Here is a 21165-nt window from a genome sequence, read left to right on the forward strand (position 1 = left end):
CGAACATGGACACCGGAACCGCCTACGGGCTGCGCCTCGGCCAGCCCCTCAACGAACTCGCCCAGGTCGGCCCTGGCACGCCCTACGGCGAGGTGCTGCGCCGCTACTGGCATCCCGTCGCGAAGGTCGAGGACGCGACGACGCGCCCCGTCTCCCTGCGCGTGCTCGGCGAAGAGCTCGTCCTGTTCCGCACCAGGAAGGGCAAGCCGGGCCTGCTGCACCCGCGCTGCATCCACCGCGGAGCCTCGCTCTTCTACGGCGGCGTCGAGGATGAAGGCATCCGCTGCTGCTATCACGGCTGGGTGTTCGACACCGAAGGGCATTGCCTCGAGCAGCCGTGCGAACCCGAGCTCGGTCTGCACCGGGACCGGGTTCGCCAGCCCTGGTACCCGGTCGAGGAGCAGTACGGGCTCATCTGGGCCTATATGGGCCCGCCAGAGAAGAAGCCGGTCCTGCCGCGCTACGACACCCTCGAAGAGCTGGCCGCGGACGAGCAGCTGATCGTGAACGACCAGGGCGTCGGGGGAGGAGGTCCGGCGCAGCTCGACTTCAACTGGCTGCAGCACTGGGAGAACGTCATGGACCCCTTCCACGTGCCGATCCTGCATGCGCGGTTCAGCGGCAACCAGTTCACGCCCGAGATGGCGCTGATACCCGAGGTCGAGTACGAATACACACCGCTGGGCGTGCGCAGCATCCAGATGCGCGACCTCGGCGACGGACGTCAGCTGCGCCGGGTGACCGAGGTGATCTTCCCGAACCTGCGCGTGGTCGCGAGCCCCAAGCTCGCCTCGGGTCAGACGAACATGATCGGCTGGGTCGTGCCGATGGACGACACGAACTTCCGGATCTTCACGGTCGCGCGCGACAGCGACCCGGACTTCCTCGCGAAGCTGCGGTCCACCCATGAGGGAAAGCCGTGGAAGAAGCTCACGGACCTCGAGCACCAGCGTCTTCCCGGCGACTATGAAGCTCAGAAGTCGCAGGGGCCGATCTCACTGCACTCCGAGGACCATCTCACGACGACGGACCAGGGCATCGCGATGATCCGCCGCATGATGGCGAAGCAGCACAGAGCGGTGGCCGCCGGCGGTGATCCGGTCGGCGTGTTCTTCGACGAGTCCGAGCGGGTGGTGCGCATCGAGGGCGGTAACTACTTCGAAGGCGCGCCGGATGCCCCCCTGCTCGCCGACGCCGTGGACGACTGACATGGCCAAGTACACGGCGCGGCCGCCGCGCGGAGACCGTCCGGTCCTCGTGCTGGGGATCAGCGACGTGGTCGTCCTCGAGGGTGAGGCCGCGGTTCCCGTGACGATGCATCACCTCTCCGCCTGGGGGCGGTGGGTGCGCGATGTCGCCATCCCCGATGCCGCCGCAGAGCGGTTGCATGCGCTGTCGGAGCACTTCGACATCGTCTGGGCATCGGAATGGGGGCACAACGCCCATACCGCCTTCCGAGAGCCGCTCGATCTGCCGGAGGAGCCCTGGCCCTTCCTGCCTGTGCAGTTCGACAAGCTCGCCCACATCCGCCGATACGCCAACGGCCTGCCGTGGATCTGGGTCGACGATCCGCTCGTCGACCTCGGCGGCCAAGCGCCGGAGTGCGATGACGGCATCGTGGTGCGCGTCGACCCGTCCGAGGGCATCCTCGGCGTGGAGCTCGATGACCTGCTCGCGAAGACGCGGGAACTGATCGAACGCCGAACGAAAGAGGAACTCACATGACGGACGCCGTGGCGATCGTGGGAGGACGGGTGGTCACCGGCCTGGGCGAGGAGTTCGACAGGGGTGTCGTGCTGCTGTCCGGCGGTCGGATCCAGGCAGTCGGCGCCGACGTCGCCGTGCCAGAGGGTGGGCGGATCATCGACGCTGCCGGATGCTGGGTGCTGCCGGGGCTCATCGATCCGCACAGTCACATCGGTGCGCACGAGGAGGCGAACGGACCGGCAGGATTCGACGGCAGCGAGGTCTCCTCGCCGGTGACCGCCGGAGTGCGGGCGATCGACGCGATCAACATCGAGGACATCGCCTTCCGCGACGCGCTTGCAGGCGGCATCACGACCGTCGTCGTGAAGCCGGGCTCCGGCAACCCGATCGGCGGGCAGAGCGTCGCGATCAAGACCGCGGGCGGGCGCACCGTGGACGAGCAGGTGATCCGTGCGGCGCTCGGCATGAAGTCGGCGCTCGGCGAGAACCCCAAGCAGGTGTATGGCGAGCGCAAGCAGACGCCGTCGACCAGACTCGGCATCGCGCTCGTCATCCGCCAGGCGCTGCGGGATGCGCAGGACTATGCGGCCCGGCGAGACAGGGCGCAGGCCGAGGGTGCACCGTTCGCCGTGGATCTGGGGAAGCAGGCACTCGCTGAGGCGCTCGATGGGACGCTCGCCTGGGAGCAGCACGCGCACCGGCACGACGACATCGCGACAGCGTTGCGCATCGCCGAGGAGTTCGGGCTGCGTCTCGTGCTCAACCACGGCACCGAGGCGCACAAGCTCGCGAGCATCCTCGCTGAGCGCGACGTGCCGGTGATCTTCGGCCCGATCCTGTCCAGCCGTTCCAAAGTGGAGGTCCGGGAAGCCGACCCCGCGAACCTCGCCGTGCTCGCGGCGGCGGGCGTCCGAGTGGCGCTCACCACGGACCACCCCGTCGTTCCGATCGGCCTGCTCGCGTTGCAGGCGGCGGTGGCGGTACGTGCCGGCCTGCCGCGGGAGACCGCGCTCGCGGCGATGACTTCGGCCGCGGCCACCATCGCTGGCATCGATGACCGTGTCGGTGCACTCGCGCCGGGCAGAGACGCCGATATCGTGCTGTGGAGCGGAGACCCGCTGGACGTCGCCTCGACCGTGCGCGAGGTGCTCATCGAGGGCCGCACGGTCTATACGGCGCTGGCCTCCCGTACAGGGCCTGAAGCCGCCCAGGAGGAGCAATACGGATGACACTGCAGGACGACGCCGCGCGTCTGCTGCCTGACCTGGTCGATCTTCGCAGACGGCTGCACCGCATCCCCGAGCCGGGATTCGATCTGCCGTTGACCCAGCGCGTCGTGCTCGATGAGCTCGAAGGCCTGGGGCTGGAGGTCACGACGGGGTCGGATCTCACCTCGGTCACCGCGGTGCTTCGCGGATCGATGGATGGTCCGTCTGTGCTGCTGCGCGGCGATATGGACGCGTTGGCGATCGAAGAGCAGACCGGGCTCGACTACGCCTCGACGAACGGCGCGATGCACGCGTGCGGGCACGACCTGCACGTCGCGGGGCTGGTCGGCGCTGCGCGGTTGCTCGCTGCACGACGGGAGCGCATCGCCGGGTCGGTCGTCTTCATGTTCCAGCCCGGCGAGGAGGCCGGGGGTGGTGCGCCGCTGATGATCCGTGACGGGGTGCTCGACGCGGCAGGAGTGCGCGTGGAGGCCGCATACGGCATCCACGTCGGCCCGGGGGAGCGCGGACGATTCCAGCTGAAGTCGGGCACGATCATGGCCGGTGCGAACGTGCTTCGCGTACGCGTGCACGGCCGAGGCGGGCACGGCTCGCGGCCGCATCAGGCCGTCGACCCCGTTCCGGTCGTCGCGGAGCTGATTCTCGCGCTCCAGGCCTGGGTCACGCGCCGCGTCGACGTCTTCGACCCGATCGTGCTGTCGGTCACCACGATGTACGCGGGTGAGATCACGAACGTCATCCCTGAGGACGCCGGCTTCGCGGCGACCCTGCGGACGCTGTCCGAGGCGTCGATCGCACAGGCGCAGCGTGAGCTGCCGGAGCTCATCGCACGGATCGCCGCGGCCCACGGGTGCACGGCAGACGTGGAAGTGATCGTCGGCTACCCCGTCACGGTCAACACGTCTGCGGAGACCTCGGCGGCCATGGCGGTGCTGCGCGGCGAGTTCGGTGCGGAGCGCGTCGAGGAGATCCAGACGCCGTGGATGGCGTCTGAGGACTTCTCGTTCGTGCTGCGAGAGGTTCCTGGCACGTTCCTCTTCCTCTGCGCGACCCCGCCCGACGTCGATCCGGACGACATCCCGATGAATCACTCGCCGCACGCGCGTTTCGACGACGCGGTCTTGGGAGATCAGGCCGCGGCCCTCGCTGCCCTCGCCTGGCGGCACGTCGGAGCAGGGGAGATCTAGCGGGCGGTGCTCTTCTCGTGGCGACTGCGGGCAGTGGTCAGCGGCCCAGCGTGCGGTGGTCCAATACGGCCTTGCGGCCGATCTCGACATCACCCGAACGGATCGCGTCGATCAGCGCCTCGTGGATGCGCAGGCGCTCATCCGTGTCCTGTCGGAAGCCGGGCACGGCCAGTGCATCCTCGTTCGACGCGCCAGCCGTCTCGCCCTCGATGTAGTCGACGAGGTTGAGGTAGAACGTGCGCAGCACGGCGTTGGGTGAGATCTCGGCGATCCGCCGATGCAGTCGCCAGTTGCCGTGCAGACCCTCGACCGGGTCGTGCCAGTGCTCGGTCAGATCGGCCATCACGGCCTCCAACTCGGCGATATCGGCATCCGTGCGGTTCTGCACCGCATCCTGCATCACGGCCTCGTCCAGTGCGTCGAGGACCTTGATGACGTCGTTCACCGGTGCGCCGGTCTGTCGAAGGCGCAGCACGCTGTGCGCGAGACGGATCAGCGGTGACTGGTCGGCGACGAAGATCCCTCCGCCCGGCCCAGGGCGGAGATCCACCGAGCCCCGCGCGCGAAGCACGCGCAGCGCCTCGCCGAGCGTCGCCGGCGCCACCCCGAACTGCTCGCACAGCTCCTGACGCGTTCCGATCCGGTGCCCCGGCTCGAGGCGCTGCTCCTTGATCATCGCCTCGACCTCGGTCACCACGCGGTCGGCGACGGACTGCGCGGGTGCGACGCGCTGGAAGGTGCGCGCTTCATCCTGTGTGGTGGCCACGGAGATCCTTCGGTCGAGGTGGAGCAGGGAACGGATGATTCACATCCTAAGGAGCGGACGCTCGGCCGACGCGGTGCAGGCAGGCGATTCTCCTATTTGCGGTAATTGAATGTATCTAATACAGTCAATCACGCAATGCTGCTCACGAGAGGAAACAGATGACCGACCCCACCGGTGGCGATCTGCTCGCAGACTCCCTCATCAACCAGGGAGTCTCACGGATCTTCGGCATTCCGGGCGTCCAGCTCGATGCCGCCGCAGACGCCCTCTATGCCCGTGCCGACCAGGTCGACTTCATCTGCGCCCGCAACGAGCAGGCCACCACGTACATGGCCGACGGCTATGCGCGCAGCACCGGGGATGTCGGTGTCGCGATGGTGGTGCCCGGCCCCGGCGTGCTCAATGCCCTCTCCGGTGTCGCCACCGGTTACTCGGCCAACTCGCCCATGCTCCTCATCGCCGGACAGATCGACTCGCACGCGATCGGCCGAGGCCTGGGCGCCCTGCACGAGATCCCCGACCAGACCGGCATCCTGCAGCGGCTCACCAAATGGACCGGAACCGCCCGCTCCGCCGACGAGATCCCCGCGCTCGTTCGTGAGGCGTTCACCCAGCTCCGCAGCGGTCGCCCGCGCCCCGTCGCCATCGAGGTTCCGCCCGACGTGCTCGCCGCGACTTCGCGTATCGCAGCCGCTGAGCGGGTGGCAGAGGCGCCGCTGGGCCCCGACGAGCAGCAGATCCGCGAGGCGGCCGCACGCCTCATCGCCGCGAAGCGCCCGATGATCGTCGTCGGTGGCGGAGTGCTCGCCGCGAACGCCTCCGTCGCGCTGCAGGCGCTCGCCGAAGCGCTCGAGGCCCCGGTCCTGATGACCGAGAACGGACGGGGTGCGATCGACGCCCGCCATCGCCTCGCCTTCGACTCGCTCGCGCTCCGCGCCTTCCGAGAGGATGCCGATCTCGTGCTCGCCGTCGGCACCCGATTCGTCTCCACCTTCGGCACCCAGGTCGACACGAATGGTGCGCCGGTCATCCTCGTGAACGCCGAGGCGGCCGATCTCGAAAGCCCCCGAGCCTCTGTGCAGGCACTGCACGCCGACGCCCGCCTGGCCCTTGCCGGGCTGGCGGCGGAGGTCGGAGCGCCGGTGCGAGAATCCCGCGAGAGCGAGTTCGCCCGCGTGCGCACGTGGCTGTCGGAGCAGTTCTCCGACATCGCGCCGCAGCGCGAGTACCTCGGCGCGATTCGCAGCGTGCTCCCTGAGGATGGCGTCTTCGTCAGCGAGTTCACCCAGGTCGGGTACGCGGCGAGCGCCTGTTATCCGGCCTACCAGCCGCGCACCTACATCGGCCCCGGCTACCAGGGAACCCTGGGTTACGGGTTCGCCACGGCGCTGGGCGTGAAAGCGGCAGACCCCGCCAGGGCCGTGGTGTCGGTGAACGGCGACGGCGGGTTCTCGTGGACGATGCAGGAGCTGTCGACGGCCAAGCGCTACGGACTGGGACTCGTGACGATCGTCTTCCACGACGGCTTCTACGGCAACGTCCGACGCATTCAGAAGAACCGCTACGGCGCGCGCTACTTCGCCAGCGACCTGACGAATCCCGACTACGGCATGCTCGCGGATGCCTTCGGCATCCGCTCGGCCAGAGCGACCACGCCGAAAGAGCTTGCTGGCGTGCTCGCCGATGCGGTGCCGGCGAACGAGCCGATCCTGATCAACGTCCCGGTCGGCGAGTTCCCCTCTCCGTGGCACCTGATCCATGAAGGGGTGCCGCGCCCGGTTCCGCTCGCGCCCGATGCGCATCTCGTGCAGCAGGCAGGGGCCTGACATGGTCATCGGGCACGACATCGACGGCATCAGAGAGGATGCTGAGGGGCGGACGCGGATCGATGTCGTCAGCCCGGCTGACGGATCCGTGGTCGGTACGGTCGTCGCAGGCGTCGCTGCGGACGTCGATCGGGCCGTGGCGGCCGCTGTCGAGGCCTTCCGCGGATGGTCCGCGACGCCGATGCCGACGCGGATCGGGTATGTCGAGGCGCTGGCCGAGGGGCTCGCCGGCCACCGCGAGCTGCTCGCCGAGACGCTGTGCGCCGAGATGGGCTCACCGATCGCATTCGCGCGTGCCGCTCAGGTGGGGGTAGCGATCGCCGACCTGGCGCGACTCATCGATGCCGCCCATGCGCATGTCGAGCGCGAGGCGGTCTCGAACTCGCTCGTCGTGGCCGAGCCGGTGGGCGTCGTCGCCGCGATCACGCCGTGGAACTTTCCGCTGCATCAGATCATGCTCAAGGTCGGTGCGGCGCTCCTCGCCGGTTGCACTGTCGTGCTCAAGCCCAGTGAGGTCGCACCGCTCAACGCCGCGATCGTGGGAGACATCCTCCGCGAGATCGGGCTGCCGGCGGGGGTCGTGAACATCGTGCACGGAGATGGTGCGGGCGTCGGCGCACGTCTGGTTGCGCACCCCGATGTCGACATGGTGACCTTCACCGGATCGCGTCAGGTGGGCGAGCAGGTGGCGCGCGCCGCCGCCGCCACCATCAAGAAGGTCGCTCTGGAACTGGGCGGGAAGTCGGCGGCGATCGTGCTGGACGACGCCCCGCTCGAGGACTCGGTGCGCGGCGTGCTGGCGTCCTGCTTCGCGAACGCCGGACAGACGTGCGCCGCGCAGACGAGAGTGCTGGTGCCGCGGGCGCTGCAGGATGCCTGGCAGCGAACCGCCATCGAGGTGGCTGCCGCCTGGGCGCCAGGCGACCCGCGCGAGGAAGGCACAGCGACCGGCCCTGTGGCGTCGGTCCTCCAGCAGGAGCGGGTGCGTGCACACATCACCGCTGCGATCGCCGAGGGAGCGCAGGTTCTCACGGGCGGCCTCGATATCGTCGAACCGACGGCCGGCGGGGCGTACGTGCAGCCCACCATCTTCACCGAAGTGACGTCGGACATGCGGATCTTCCACGAGGAGGTCTTCGGTCCGGTGCTCACGATCACTCCGTACGCCACCGTCGACGAGGCTGTCGAGCTGGCCAACGACAGCGTGTACGGGTTGTCGGGCGGTGTCTGGTCGAGCGATCCTCGACGCGCCCTCGACGTCGCCCTGCGCATGCGCACGGGAACCGTCGGCATCAACGGCGCCGGGCTCGATGTGGGAGCCCCCTTCGGGGGATACAAGCAGTCGGGCGTGGGGCGTGAATGCGGCGTCCACGGGTTCGAGGAGTTCCTCGAGCTCAAGTCGGTGATGGGCGCCGCCGCCCTTCTCGACGATCCATCGTGACCGGTAACAATCCCGAAACACCGCGGACACGAGTCAATAAAGAGCAATTCATAACATTCAATTAGGTGGACCCGCCCGAGGGTTCCGTGAAGAGAGGACACCCATGAGACGCAGCATCGTTGCCGCAGTCGTCGGCGTGACGGCACTCGCCCTTACCGGCTGCGCCGGCGGGGGAGAACCAGCCGGCGCAGGCGCGGTAGAGAACGCGAGCATCGCCATCGCCGCGGACCCGGGGTCGCTCAACCCGATCACGAATGCGACGCAGGCCGGTCAGGAGATCTCCGCATACCTGTACGAGACGCTCATGTCGTTCGCCCACGGCAAGGACGCCGAGGGTCTGCTCGCCGAGAGCTGGACGGAGTCGACGACCGAGGTGTCGTTCGTGTTGAAGGAGGGAATCGTCTGCACGGACGGTTCCGAGCTCACCGCGTCCGATGTGAAGGCATCCTTCGACTACGCGGCCGACCCCGAGACCGCGTCGCCGTACTCCGGCGTGTACTTCCCTGCCGAAGGACTCACCGTCGAGGCGGACGACGCCTCCCGTACGGTCACTTTCACCAGCGCGCAGCCGCAGAGCTTCCTGCTCAGCAACATCGGTCAGATGCCGGTCGTCTGCGCCGCGGGCGTCGCGGATCCGGCGTCGCTCGACACGACGCCGGTGGGTACCGGCATCTACGCCCTCGAGGACTCGTCGCCAGGGCAGACGTACACGCTGGCGCTCCGGGACGACTACACGTGGGGCCCCGGCGACGTGACCAGCGACACTGAAGGCCTGCCGAAGACGGTCGAACTCGAGGTCGTCGACACCGAGCCGACCAGGGCCAACATGCTGCTGTCGTCCGAGGTCAATGTCGCCGAGGTCGGGGGCACGGATCGCGACCGGCTCGAGAGCGGCGACCTGTTCACGATCGACGTGCCCGCCCGCCCCGGTCTGATGTTCTTCAACCAGGCGGATGGCCGTCCGACCAACGACCTCCTGGTCCGAGAAGGCATTGCCGCCGGCATCGATCGTGACGAGGTCGCCTCGGTCTCCACAGGTGGTCGCGGCGAGCTGATGACCTCGCTCGTCTCCTCCTTCACCGCGGTGTGCGTCGGCGCGGATGCGACGACCTCGCTCATCGGCTTCGATGCCGATGCTGCCGCAGCGTCGCTCGACGAAGCGGGCTGGGTCCTCGGGGCAGATGGCGTGCGCGAGAAGGACGGTGCGAAGCTTGCACTGAGCTTCGTGTATCCGTCGACCGAAGCGCAGTCGGTCGTGGCCGGCATCGAGCTCATTCAGCAGCAGCTGGGGGAGATCGGTGTCGAGGTCACCCCGAGCCCGTCGTCGTCATACACCGACGTCATCTTCCAGGGCGGCGACTGGGACCTGATCTGGGCCCCGATCTCCACCACGCTGCCCTCCACCTGGGCGGGCATCCTGTCGGGCGATTTCCCTCCGAACGGCGGCAACTGGACATACAACACGAACCAGGAGTTCTTCGACCTGACCGCCGAGGCGCAGCAGCTCGCCGGGGAGGAGAGCTGCGAGGCCTGGACCGCGGCGCAGGCCTCGGCGATCGGTAACCTCGAGGTGATGCCGTTCGCGGAGTCCACCAGCACGCTGTACGGCGCGGGCGTGGAGTTCGAGGTCACGACCAACGGACTGCTGATCCCGACGAGCCTCCGAGGCTAGGAGCCGCATGCTGGACCACGCGTCCGCCAGGACGGATACCGTGGCGGTGTTTCTTCGGAAGCGCCGCCACGGCAACCCCTGGCTGAGATTCCTCCTTCGCCGGGCGTTGCGGATGCTGGTGGCGATGTTCGTGATCATCACGGTCGCGTTCTTCGTGCTCCGAGCATCCGGCGGCGACCCTGTGCGCGCCGCACTCGGCGCGACGGCCGACGAGGCCGTGGTCCAGGCCCGTCGCGACCAGCTGGGCCTGAACGACCCGCTGATCGTGCAGTTCTGGAACTACCTGACGGGGATCCTTCAGGGCGACCTCGGCGCGTCGCTCATCACCGGTCGATCGGTGTCCGAACTCGTGCAGAACCGGTTGCCGGCCACGCTCGAGCTCGCCGGCATCTCGTTCGTCATCGTGCTGCTCGTCGCCGTCCCCGTCGGGCTCGGTATCGCGATTCTCACCCAGGGCAATCGGCGACGCGGCGTCGAGGTCGGATTCACCGGGATCACCGGTCTCATCGCCGCCATCCCCGAATACCTCCTCGGCGTCGCGCTCGTGGTGGTCTTCGCCGTCACGCTGCACTGGTTCCCCGTCGCAGGACGCACCGGTCCGGCGTCCTACATCCTTCCAGTGCTCGCGATGACCGTCGCATCGTGGGCGTCGCTGTCCCGCATCGCCCGCGTCGAGGCGCTGAACACCCTTTCCGACGACTACGTGCGCACGGCCAGGTCCAAGCGCATCCCGGCGGCATGGGTGTACTTCCGGCATGCCCTTCCCAACATGCTCACCGCCACGCTCACCATCGGGGGGACGCTGCTCTCCACCATGGTCGCCTCCAGTGTGCTCGTGGAGAAGGTGTTCAACTGGCCTGGTCTCGGGTCGGCGTTCGTCGACGCGATCGCCACCAAGGACTACGGCATCGTGCAGGGGCTCGCCCTGGTCTACGCGGCGATCATCCTCGTCATCACGCTCGCGGTCGACATCGTCCTGTCGCTCCTCGACCGGCGCACGACCCTCTTGGAGACGACCTGATGCGCTCGATCCTCACCTTCCTGCGCAACCCGCTCGGCGCGGTCAGCGCCGTCATGGTGCTTGTTCTCGTGTTCCTCGCCCTGTTCGCGCCGCAGATCTGGGGTGCGCAGGCCTCGCAGACCGACACCTCCGCGCTCCTGCAAGGACCGAGCGACGCGCATCCGCTGGGCACAGACGGCCTCGGGCGTGATCTGCTGATGCGGACGCTCGTCGCCACCCGTCTCTCGCTCGGCATGGCCCTTGTCGCCACCGTCATCGGGCTGGTGTTCGGCCTGCTCCTCGGCGCTCTCCCCTCGGTGCTCGGCCCCCGCGTGCAGCGGCTGTTCAGCTCCGTGATCAGCACGTGGCTCGCGTTCCCCGTGCTCCTGGTCGCGATGCTGACCGTCATCCTCCTCGGCCCGAGTTCGACCTCCGCTGTCATCGCACTCGGGCTGACGATGGTGCCCTCCTTCGCACGTCTCGCGCAGACCCTTTCGTCGCGCGTGGGCGGATCGGAGTACCTCGCTGCCGCTCGCATGATGGGAGTGTCGCGCGGACGCCAGTTCACGCGATACGTGCTCCCCAACATCGCAGAGCCGATCATCGTCAACGTCACCCTGTCGATCGGCGGCGGTCTGCTGGCCTTGTCGAGCCTCAGCTTCCTCGGGGTGGGTGTACAGCCGCCGGATTACGACTGGGGGCGGATGCTCAGCGAGGCGTTCGATCAGGTGTACACCACTCCGACGGCGGTGGTCGGCCCCGGCGTGGCCGTGGTGTTCGCCGGCGTCGCGTTCGGGACGCTCGGCGAGTCGCTGGCAGCGCACCTGCGCAGTCATGGAAAGGGCGACGTGCTGTCCCGTCGCAGGCTCGGCCCCGCACCACGGGTCGCAGCGCGCGACAGCGTGGCCGATGACGGGGCTCTGCTCGTCGTCGACGGCCTCTCCGTGTCGTTCCCTTCGCCGACCGGCTGGGTGCGCCCGGTGCAGGACGTGTCCTTCTCCGTCGCCGCCGGAGAGATCGTCGGCGTGGTCGGGGAGTCCGGCAGCGGCAAGTCCGTCGCGCTGATGGCGGTCGCCCAGCTGTCGGCCCCAGGTGCGGCCGTGACCGCACAGCAGCTCCGGTTCGACGGTGACGACGTGCTCGATCTGCCGCCCGCCGTGATGAAGAGGAGACTCGGAACGAAGATCGGAGTCGTGTTCCAGGATTCGCTCACCGCGCTCAATCCGGCGCTGCGCGTAGGAACGCAGCTGGCCGAGATCCCTCGCTTCCACGCGAAGGATGCGCACGCCACGGCGCACCGCAAGGCCGTCGATGCGCTCAAGGACGTCGCGATCGATGAGCCGGAGCGGCGCTCCCGGCAGTTCCCCCACGAGTACTCCGGAGGCATGCGCCAGCGAGCCCTCATCGCGATGGCGCAGATCGGCAAGCCACGGCTCATCATCGCGGACGAGCCGACCACCGCGCTCGATGTGACGGTTCAGCAGCGCGTGCTCGCCCTCCTCCGCCGCGAATGCGAGGAGACCGGGGCCGCGGCGATCGTCGTCTCGCACGACATCGCCGTGCTCGCCGAGCTCTGTCAGCGCATCCTGGTGATGTACGCGGGACGCATCGTGGAGGACGTCGACGTGCGTCTGCTCGCGACGCCGGAGAAGCTCGCGCATCCCTACACGCGCGCTCTCGCCGAGTCGCTCCCCGATCTCGACACCGACCGTGCCCAGCCGCTCGCCACCATCCCCGGCGAGCCGCCGGACCTCTCGGTGCCCCTGGTGGGTTGCGGGTTCGCCCAGCGGTGCCCGTTCGCCACGGATCAGTGCCGCACCGCGACGCCGGAACCCGTGGTGCACGGTCATGGTGGACGTGTCGCGTGCTGGCATCCACAGGACGGCGTTCCGATCGAGGGAATCCTCGGTGAGCCGGTCGTGCTGACCGGTTCTGTGGACGTGGGGACCGCGACGACGCAGGAGGTGCGCTGATGGCTGAGCTCGTGGTGGACGACCTGGTGGTGACGTTCGGACACGGTGACGCGTCATTCAACGCCGTGGACGGCGTCTCGCTCAGAGTGCCGCACGGCAGCATCGTCGGGCTGGTGGGCGAGTCCGGATCGGGGAAGTCGACGATCGCGAGGGTGATCGCCGGACTCCAACCCGCGACCGCAGGCCGGCTGCTGCTCGATGGTCAGGAGCTGCGGCCGGCCACGGGCAGGCAGCGTCTGGCGCGCGCACGCGATGTGCAGATGATCTTCCAGGATCCGTACTCCTCGCTGAACCCGCGCATGACCATCGGCGCCACGCTCGACGAAGCGCTCGCGCTGCACGGCGGCGGCAACGCCCGGGAGCGGGCAGCGGGCGTGAAAGAACTCCTCGGCCTCGTGCGGCTGAAGCCGAGAACGGTCGACCAGTACCCCTCGCAGCTGTCCGGCGGCATGCGTCAGAGGGTCGCCATCGCCCGGTGCCTTGCCGTGAAGCCGCGGTTGATCATCGCTGACGAGATCACCTCTGCCCTCGACGCGTCTGTGCAGGGAGCGGTGCTGAACCTCGTCCGCGAACTGCAACGCGAGCTGGAGCTTTCCGTCCTGTTCATCACGCACAACCTGGCGGCGGTGCGCTACATCGCCGACACCACGGCCGTGATGCGCAAGGGGCGCATCGTCGAGCACGGAGATGCCGACGCGATCGTCTCGAACCCGCAGCACGCGTACACCCAGGCCCTCGTGGCTGCGATCCCACGCATCCAGAACGCGGGAACCGACCACCTCCTGCACACGATCGGATCCTGAATGACCCTGCTCGATACCACGACCGTCCTGCTCGATGACGCTCGCGCCGTGCTGCCGAGGCTCGTCGCGCTGCGCCGCGCGATCCACGCCGACCCGGAGCTCGGCCTCGCCCTGCCCCGCACGCAGCGCCGGATCCTCGACGCACTGGAGCCGCTGGGCGCAGAAGTCACCCTCGGCGACGGACTAAGCTCGATCGCGGCAGTCATCCGGGGGACGCATCCCGGCCCGACAGTGCTTCTGCGCGCCGATATGGACGCCCTGCCTCTCACCGAAGAGACGGACCTCGAGTATGCGGCCACGGGCGAGGTCATGCACGCGTGCGGGCACGACATGCACGTCGCGGGTCTCGTGGGTGCCGCTGAGCTGCTCGCGAACCGACGTGATGAACTGCACGGCGACGTGCTGTTGATGTTCCAGCCGGGGGAGGAGCTCGGCGACGGTGCCAGCCGGATGCTCGCGGAGGGTCTGCTCGACGTCACGGGTTCCCGGCCCGTCGCCGCCTACGGCATCCATGTCGTCCCTGGTGAGTATGGCGTTTTCTCGACGAGAGCGGGTGCGCTGATGGCCGGCGCCGTCGAGGTCGAGGTGACGATCACCGGCTCCGGAGGTCACGCCTCAGCCCCCCACCTGACACGTGACCCCGTCCCCGTCGCGGCTGAGCTCGTGATGGCGCTGCAGGCGTATGTCACGAGGCGCTTCGACGTCTTCGACCCCGTCGTCCTGAGCGTGACGCAGCTGCACGCGGGTGGTCCTGCCCGCAACATCATCTCCGACACGGCATCCCTGGTCGCCTCCGTGCGGGTGCTGTCGCACGAGAGCAGTGCGCGTGTGCAGGGCGAGATCCCCGGGCTCGTGCGGGAGATCGCCGCGGCGCACGGGTGCACGGCGGACGTCACCGTGACGGTGCTCTGCGCCCCCACGGTGAACGACTCGGACGCGGTGGCACACGTCCGCTCGACCCTTCAGGGGCTGTTCGGCGACGAGCGCGTGTGGGAGACCGCGCATCCGGTGATGGGATCCGAGGATTTCTCCTTCGTGCTGGAGCAGGTCCCCGGTGCGTTCCTCTTCCTGCGTGCGACCCCCGCGGAGATGGATCCGGCGGCGGCGTCGCCGAATCACTCGTCGACGGTCGTCTTCGACGACACGGTGCTCGCGGACCAGGCCGCCGCTCTCGCAGCGCTCGCGCTCGGTCGGCTGCGAGCCTGACGGCGCGCTGCTCGCCTCAGTGCGTCAGGAAGGCGCGCAAGTCGGCGTTCAGCTCGCCCGCGACCTCCGCATCGCTGTACATCATGTGTCCGGCGCCGTATCTGCGCGACGTGATGCGCTCGCGAGGCAGGTCGAAGTGGCGCAGCAGATGGTCGGCGGCGCCGACCGTCGTCAGGGCGTCGTAGATACCGGTACCGATGAACAGCCGCGCCTGCGAGTTCTGCTTCATCCAACGGGACAGGTGCGCGGGGTACGGGTAGGTGTGGAACGGTGAAGGCCGACCATAGGTGGGGAAGGCGGCTCCGCCTCGCTCTTGCCATTCCCAGTCGCGTCCGGCCTCCGGGTCGACGAAACGGTAGGGCTGCCCAGGAACCGATCCGAGCGCCTCGATGAGCAGCCGGGACAGTCCGCTCACGTATCGGGGGGAGAGGGCCGTATCGGCGGGGTCGTGGTCTTGTTCGCCGAGGCGGCGGTCGGCGGCCGGTGCGCAGTAACGGCTGTCGGTGACGCCGAGCGTCCGCCCGGGGAGCAGCCGCGCGCGGAAATCGTTCTTGCTGATCCAGAGTCGATCGCGGACGAGCTCATCGGCGGGAATCCCGATCATCGCTGACAGACGTGCGGCGATGTGCTCGCGCTCGTGTGCCGGCAGGCCGTCGCCCTGCAGCATCGCGAGGGCGAGGTCACCGCCTGCGAACGCCAGCGCGGACGCGATCGCGTCCTCGACGGACGCGTGCTCCCTCGATCCGAGGCCGTGGTACCACGCGGTGGCCGCCTTGTACGGCAGATTCGCGAGGGCGCCGACGATGCTCCCGGGCCTGTCCTGGGTCTCCTGAATGTTCACAGCCTGGCCGAGCAGCGCGATGCCGCTGAGCGGCGCCGTGTCCGTCCCGTGCCCGGAGGTCGCCAGGAATGCGGCACGCAGCGTGCCGTAGCTCTCACCGAGGAAGTAGGTGGGGGAGTCCCAGCGGGCGTGGCGGTCACGCCAATCGCCGATCGCGGCCGAGATCGCATCGGCGTCACCCTCCACGCTGCGGAACAGCGAGCGATCCGCACCATCGGCGAACACGCCGAATCCGGTGCCCGGGGCGTCGAGGAAGACGAGATCGGCGACATCGAGGATCGTCGATGGGCTCTCCTCGATGTCGTAGGGCGGGAGCCCCGAATCCTCGAGATCTGTCGGGATGCGCGCCCGCCATGGGCCGATCCCGCTCAGATGCAGGTAGGCGGAGGAGACACCCGGTCCGCCGTTCATGAGGAACATCACGGGGCGCCCTGGGGCATCGACCATGTAGCTGAAGGCGGAGAGCATCCCCTGCGGCTCGCCGTCCGAGCGCCGCAGGGGGAGCTCCTCGTGGCGGAGGACGAAGTCGAGGTCTCCGATGCGATGGGCCGCCTCCTTGAGCACCATCAGCGTGCGGTGGCGTGGCGGTAGAAGTCGTCGAGGTCGTTCTTCATCCGTGTGACAGCGTTCTCATCCACGAAGGTCATGTGGCCGGATTCGTAGAACGTGAAGCGGATGTTCTCCCGCAGCGTCGGTGCGAGATAGAGGTGCGCCACATCGACCTCGGGGCCGAAGAAGGGGGTGGCGAGGTCGTAGAAGCCACCCATCACGAAGACCTGCAGGTGAGGGTTGCGACGCACGGCGGCGGACAGATCGAGTGAGACGTCCGGCACCAGTTGCGGGGTATCGATGCCGGGGGCCTTATGCCGCCAGTCCCAGGCGCGAGAGATCGGCATGTTGTGGAGGTGACGGTAATGCAGATCGCTCGTGTAGCCGATGTCATCGACGAGGTGCGCCCGGTAGGTGGAGAGATGGGCACTGTTCACCCCGGCGGTCGCGGCGTCGTCTGTGGCCGGATCGTGTGAGCCACCGCCGACCACATACTGATGCTCCGCGGTGAATCGGGTGTCGAAGCGACCGATCACGCGGCCCTCGTCGGCGAGCAGCGCGTAGCGGTACTGCTCCATGCCGATGCGGAAATGGTTCTTGGCGAGCAGTTCCGCATCGAGCCCGACCAGGGCGCTCATGCGCTCGGCGACGGACCTCTCCTCGTCCGCTGGCAACAGGTCGCCCTGCAGCAATGCAGCCGCGAACGGCCCCATCGCGAACTCTCGTGCCTCGACGAGGAACGGCTCGAGCTCGCGGTGGTCCGTGCGGGCCTTGCCGTGATACCAGGCTGTTGCGGCGAACGAGGGAAGCAGGTTGATGTATTCGCGCGGCCCGCCGAGATTGCTCTCGCCCCAGTTCAGCACCGTCGACAGCAGCACGACGCCGTTGAAATCGAGCCCCTGGTTCTGCAGCCGGTGCACGAGAGCAGCCGCCCTGGTGGTGCCGTACGACTCCCCGAAGAGGAAGCGCGGTGCGTTCCAGCTGTTCGTGATCGTGAGCCAGCGGGTGATGGCCTTCGCGAACGCGTCCACGTCCTGATCGACACCCCATACCTGCGCGGGTGTGGTGTCGCCGATGAGGCGCGAGTAGCCGGTGCCGGGTGCGTCGATGAACACGAGGTCGGATTCCGTGAGCAGCGTGTGGGGGTTGTCGCCGGAGACATAGGGTGCCGGCGGCGTGGCCTTCGGCGTGCTCGTGGGGGTGCGCCTGGGGCCGAATCCGCCGATGTTGAGCCAGAGGCTCGCCGAGCCGGGGCCGCCGTTGAAGAGGAAGGTCACCGGTCGCGGCGGCGCTCCTTCCGCTCGATCGGCGATGTAGGAGGTGTAGAACACGCTGGCGAGAGGGGTGTTGTCGTCATCCCGGACGATGACGGTGCCGGCTCCTGCCTGGTACTCGAGCGTGCGGTCGCCCGTAGTGAGGCGGTGTCGCCGGGAGGTGAACGTCTCGACATCGTACGTGCCCTGCAGCTCTGGTTCGTTCACGGCACTCCTCGCGAATAATGTAATTCAATACAGTTATTTCTATCAGGATTGCATCATGCTCGACAACCTGACGTGCGCGACAGGGGCTTCGAGTGCCCGCCGACCTGTGGTTCGCCCGGGAGCCGGAGAGATCTCGCGCTCAGCGGTGATCCTATCCAGATCCGCTCAGCCGGTCCTTCGCGTACGACCGATGGTGTTCCTGTCCCGGCACAGCTCGGCCATCTCTGTCTCGCGAGAGGCGCTTCAGAGGTTCTCCGCGATCTCTTTGATGGCAGAGAGACGGCGATCCCATTCCGCCGCGATGGCGTCGAGGCGACGGGCCATGGCGTTCAGTCCGCTTCCGATGACCCGGTACCGCACTTCGCGTCCCACCTGAACCGTCTCGGTGAGCCCGACCTCGTGCAGCACGGCGAGATGCTTGGCGATGGCCTGCCGTGTCACCGGCAGGCGCCGGGCGAGGGCGGATGCCGAGGCATCGCCCTCGCCGAGGGCGGTGAGGATGCTCCAACGGGTCTCGTCGGCAAGTGCACTGCACATGGCGAGCACGGTCCTGTCCCGCATCGCCGTGTCGTTCACGCGCGTTCCTCGAGCAGGGCGACGAGCTTGTCGAGCTCGGCATCCCAGCCGTCACGATGATCGGCCATGTGCGCCGCCGGATCTCCGCTGCGCTCGAACCCGGTCTCCACGACCGTGAGCAGGGTGCCGCCGTCATCCTCGAGGAGCGAGAACGTGAAAACCGTCGAGTGCTCCTCGTCGATCGTCTCCGGGACGCGGTCGTCTTCGTTGCACCAGCGGTAGGACACTGTCGTCGGTGGGTCCATGGACTCCACGCGCAACGGCATGAGCTGCCCGCCTGGCCATCCGATCGACCCGGTCGCGCCGGCACCCGTACCGGTGAGGGTGACGTGGCCGAACCACTGCGAGATCAGCTCGGGTTCGGTGACGGTGCGCCACACCTTCTCCCGCGGCGCGGCGATGCGGATCGTGCGACGTACGGCGAAGTCGTCGGCGTCGACGACCGCCTGGGGATTCTGCGTGTTGCTCATCGTGTTCCTCTCTCTCGTGCGGAGTCATCGGCCGGCGGCCGGCTCCGGTCGTTCCGATGCGGATATCCGGGCTGATGCCGACGGGCGCAGGGCGCGCGTGGCGATCGCTATGACGACCGACACTGAAGCGAGGATCGCGGCCGCGCCGATCGCTGCGGGGATACCGCTGACGTCGATCGCCTGTCCGCCGGCGAAGGCGCCTGCGGCATCGCCGAGGTTCGACGCCGACGCAGGCAGAGACGCAGCGAACACGGCGCCAGGCCCGGCGAGGTGCTCGACCCGATGCTGCCACGGGCTCGCTATGCTCGCGGCGCACGCACTCAGCACCAGAAGAGCCCCGACCGCGATGATCGCGTTCGATCCCCAGAGCACCAGTGCGAGAAGCGCAGCGGTGACGAAGGCCGTGCCGAAGATCAGTGCACGCGCCGCCCCGGCATCCGCGAATCTGCCTCCTGCGAAGGACCCGACCGCGGCGGCGATCCCGACTCCTGCGAGGCAGACTCCGATCTGCGCCCCCGAGATGCCGGCCACGCCCTCCAGGAACGGCACGAGGTAGGTCTGAGCCGCCGAGGACCCGGCGAACAGCAGCGTGCCGACGGCGAGTGCGGCGAGGACGCGCGGTGCGAGCGCGGATCGCAGTTGGTCCCGCATCCCGACCTCGCGCTGCGCCGGCACGCGCGGGACGACGAAGACCGCCAGCAGGAGGGCCGCGGCGGATGCCAGGAAGACGGCCATGAACGATGCCCGCCAGCCGACGCTCTCGCCGAGCACGCGGCCCAGCGGCATCCCGACGGCGCCGGAGACGGCGAACCCGGAGATGACCACCGCCATGGCGCGCCCCACCCGATCCCTGGGCACGATGGATGTCGCCGTGGTGATGGCCGCTGCGATGAACACCCCCTCTGCGGCGCCGATCACGAAGCGGGCGGCGGCAAAGATCTCGAGGCTCGCGCCGAGCGCAGGCAGCAGGTTCAGCACGATGAACACGGCCAGAGCGCTCAGCAGGACAGGGCGGCGCCCGAGGCGAGCCGTCAGGATCGTCAGAAGCGGGCCGCCGATGCCGATCCCGAGCGCATTGGCCGACACCAGTGCTCCCACCGCGGAGAGCGGGACGGCCAGGTCCGCGGCGATCAGGTCCAGCATGCCTGCGACGAGCATCTCGGCGCATCCCATCACGAACGTCCCCGCGAACAGCACGCCGAGCGCGGCACGCGTTCGGCGTGCTGTCCCAGGACCGTACGATCGATCGGACATCGGAACCTCCTGACTGCAACTGCAGGGTTGCTAGTCAGCATGTCACGATCCTCCACAACCTGCAACCCGGTGGATGCACAATGCGGGCGGATCGGCAGGGCCTTCCTATGCTCGATATCAAGGGGCTGTCGATAATCAGGCCATGCAATAGGCTCTCCCTATGCCCAGAGAAAGCGCTCCCGCCCGCGGGATCACCCTGCAGCAGCTGCGGTACTTCATCGAGGTCGCCGCTGAAGGCTCGATCAGCGCGGCCGCCGACCTCCTCTATGTCGCGCAGCCCACCATGTCCGCCGCGCTGAAGGATCTCGAAAGTCGCACGGGCTGCACGCTCTTCACTCGTTCGTCGCGGGGGGTGACGCTCACCGAGGACGGCGCCGAGTTCCTCGGCTACGCGCGCCAGGTGGTCGAGCAGGCCGAGCTCCTCGAGCAGCGCTATCTCGGACGCCCGCCCTCGCGCCGGCTCCTCGGCGTCTCCGCACAGCACTACTCCTTCGTCGTTGACGCGTTCGTGCGGATGGTGAAGGCCTCGGATGCCGCGGAGTACGCCTTCAGTCTTCGCGAGACTCGCACCTGGGAGATCATCGAGGACGTCCGCACGCTGCGCAGCGAGCTGGGGGTCCTGTATCGCAACGACTTCAACCGGAACGTCATCGACAAGCTACTGCGCGACTCCGGTCTCGTCTTCACGCCGCTGTTCCTCGCGACGCCGCACATTTTCATCGCCCGGTCCAACCCGCTCGCGCAGCGAGCATCCGTCACTCTCGACGACCTCGAAGACCTGCCCCGCCTCACCTTCGACCAGGGCGCGAACAACTCCTTCTACCTCGCGGAGGAGATCCTCTCGACGCGCTCGTCGAAGCAGGACATCCGTGTGAGCGATCGGGCGACGATCTTCAATCTCATGATCGGTCTCGGGGGATACACCATCTCCACCGGCATCATCTCCGATGACCTCGACCCGTCCATCATCGCCGTCCCGCTCGACATCGACGAGCGCATTGAGATCGGCTGGATCGGGCAGTCCTCGATCGCCCTGTCCGGCCAGGCCCAGCGTTTCGTCGACGAGATGGGTCACGTCGTCACCGATTTCGGGGTCGAGCTTCTGGCATAGCTGATTCCTCTGACGGGGCCCATGAAATGCTGATGGGGCTATGGCCGATGGGTCGGAATACGCTGATGTCTCG

18 protein-coding genes are annotated in these 21165 nt (G+C 68.2%); 12 read left to right on the top strand and 6 right to left on the bottom strand.

All coding sequences use genetic code 11. From position 1 onward, the window contains the following. Window positions 1-5 precede the first annotated feature (5 nt). The 4 genes from ACWGJP_RS09495 to ACWGJP_RS09510 are packed head-to-tail and all read left to right on the top strand — an operon-like array spanning window position 6 to window position 4123. The gene (locus ACWGJP_RS09495; RefSeq protein WP_452329546.1) at window positions 6-1208 is read left to right on the top strand and encodes a Rieske 2Fe-2S domain-containing protein; all 1203 of its coding nucleotides are present in this window, start codon (window positions 6-8) and stop codon (window positions 1206-1208) included. A gap of 1 nt (window position 1209) precedes the next feature. Then, entirely contained in the window at window positions 1210-1725 is a 516-nt protein-coding gene (locus ACWGJP_RS09500) for a hypothetical protein (protein ID WP_452329547.1), read from the top strand. Next, window positions 1722-2936, top strand: a complete 1215-nt coding sequence (locus tag ACWGJP_RS09505) for an amidohydrolase (RefSeq protein WP_452329548.1) — start codon at window positions 1722-1724, stop codon at window positions 2934-2936. The genes ACWGJP_RS09500 and ACWGJP_RS09505 overlap by 4 nt, the downstream gene beginning before the upstream one ends. Next, on the top strand, window positions 2933-4123 hold the full coding sequence (locus tag ACWGJP_RS09510) for a M20 metallopeptidase family protein (RefSeq protein WP_452329549.1): 1191 nt from the start codon (window positions 2933-2935) through the stop codon (window positions 4121-4123). The genes ACWGJP_RS09505 and ACWGJP_RS09510 overlap by 4 nt, the downstream gene beginning before the upstream one ends. Window positions 4124-4160: 37 nt before the next feature. Here the strand turns inward: ACWGJP_RS09510 and ACWGJP_RS09515 are convergent, their stop codons facing one another. Then, a complete protein-coding gene (locus ACWGJP_RS09515) occupies window positions 4161-4889 on the bottom strand; it encodes a FadR/GntR family transcriptional regulator (protein ID WP_452329550.1) in 729 nt (242 codons plus the stop codon). 158 nt (window positions 4890-5047) lie between these two features. On the opposite strand from ACWGJP_RS09515, the gene ACWGJP_RS09520 reads away from it, so the two are divergent. From ACWGJP_RS09520 to ACWGJP_RS09550, 7 genes are all read left to right on the top strand, one after another. Further along, on the top strand, window positions 5048-6715 hold the full coding sequence (locus tag ACWGJP_RS09520) for a thiamine pyrophosphate-dependent enzyme (protein ID WP_452329551.1): 1668 nt from the start codon (window positions 5048-5050) through the stop codon (window positions 6713-6715). Window position 6716: 1 nt separating this feature from the next. Beyond that, entirely contained in the window at window positions 6717-8156 is a 1440-nt protein-coding gene (locus ACWGJP_RS09525) for an aldehyde dehydrogenase family protein (protein ID WP_452329552.1), read from the top strand. Window positions 8157-8259: 103 nt separating this feature from the next. Further along, window positions 8260-9828 carry an ABC transporter substrate-binding protein gene (locus ACWGJP_RS09530; protein ID WP_452329553.1) on the top strand — a complete coding sequence of 523 codons (1569 nt, stop codon included), beginning with the start codon at window positions 8260-8262 and terminating at the stop codon, window positions 9826-9828. 7 nt (window positions 9829-9835) lie between these two features. After that, a complete protein-coding gene (locus ACWGJP_RS09535) occupies window positions 9836-10849 on the top strand; it encodes an ABC transporter permease (protein WP_452329554.1) in 1014 nt (337 codons plus the stop codon). Further along, complete coding sequence (locus ACWGJP_RS09540; RefSeq protein WP_452329555.1) at window positions 10849-12801, top strand: dipeptide/oligopeptide/nickel ABC transporter permease/ATP-binding protein; 1953 nt, start codon at window positions 10849-10851, stop codon at window positions 12799-12801. The genes ACWGJP_RS09535 and ACWGJP_RS09540 overlap by 1 nt, the downstream gene beginning before the upstream one ends. Continuing rightward, the gene (locus ACWGJP_RS09545; RefSeq protein ID WP_452329556.1) at window positions 12801-13604 is read left to right on the top strand and encodes an ABC transporter ATP-binding protein; all 804 of its coding nucleotides are present in this window, start codon (window positions 12801-12803) and stop codon (window positions 13602-13604) included. The genes ACWGJP_RS09540 and ACWGJP_RS09545 overlap by 1 nt, the downstream gene beginning before the upstream one ends. Next, window positions 13605-14810 (top strand): M20 metallopeptidase family protein, encoded by a 1206-nt coding sequence (locus ACWGJP_RS09550; RefSeq protein ID WP_452329557.1) that lies wholly within the window; start codon window positions 13605-13607, stop codon window positions 14808-14810. 16 nt (window positions 14811-14826) lie between these two features. Here the strand turns inward: ACWGJP_RS09550 and ACWGJP_RS09555 are convergent, their stop codons facing one another. From ACWGJP_RS09555 to ACWGJP_RS09575, 5 genes are all read right to left on the bottom strand, one after another. Beyond that, a complete protein-coding gene (locus ACWGJP_RS09555; RefSeq protein ID WP_452329558.1) occupies window positions 14827-16218 on the bottom strand; it encodes a S10 family serine carboxypeptidase-like protein in 1392 nt (463 codons plus the stop codon). Next, a complete protein-coding gene (locus ACWGJP_RS09560) occupies window positions 16218-17681 on the bottom strand; it encodes a S10 family peptidase (RefSeq protein WP_452329559.1) in 1464 nt (487 codons plus the stop codon). Before ACWGJP_RS09560 ends, ACWGJP_RS09555 begins: the two co-directional genes overlap by 1 nt. A 243-nt stretch (window positions 17682-17924) precedes the next feature. Continuing rightward, window positions 17925-18257, bottom strand: a complete 333-nt coding sequence (locus tag ACWGJP_RS09565) for an ArsR/SmtB family transcription factor (RefSeq protein WP_452329560.1) — start codon at window positions 18255-18257, stop codon at window positions 17925-17927. Next, the gene (locus ACWGJP_RS09570) at window positions 18254-18727 is read right to left on the bottom strand and encodes an SRPBCC domain-containing protein (RefSeq protein WP_452329561.1); all 474 of its coding nucleotides are present in this window, start codon (window positions 18725-18727) and stop codon (window positions 18254-18256) included. The genes ACWGJP_RS09565 and ACWGJP_RS09570 overlap by 4 nt, the downstream gene beginning before the upstream one ends. A gap of 24 nt (window positions 18728-18751) precedes the next feature. Next, a complete protein-coding gene (locus ACWGJP_RS09575; RefSeq protein ID WP_452329562.1) occupies window positions 18752-19981 on the bottom strand; it encodes an MFS transporter in 1230 nt (409 codons plus the stop codon). Window positions 19982-20141: 160 nt separating this feature from the next. Here ACWGJP_RS09575 and ACWGJP_RS09580 point away from each other — a divergent pair, with 160 nt between their 5' ends. Continuing rightward, window positions 20142-21092 (top strand): LysR family transcriptional regulator, encoded by a 951-nt coding sequence (locus ACWGJP_RS09580; RefSeq protein ID WP_452329563.1) that lies wholly within the window; start codon window positions 20142-20144, stop codon window positions 21090-21092. Window positions 21093-21165: the final 73 nt, after the last annotated feature.

It is taken from the genome of Microbacterium sp. NPDC055903 (genome assembly GCF_053615555.1).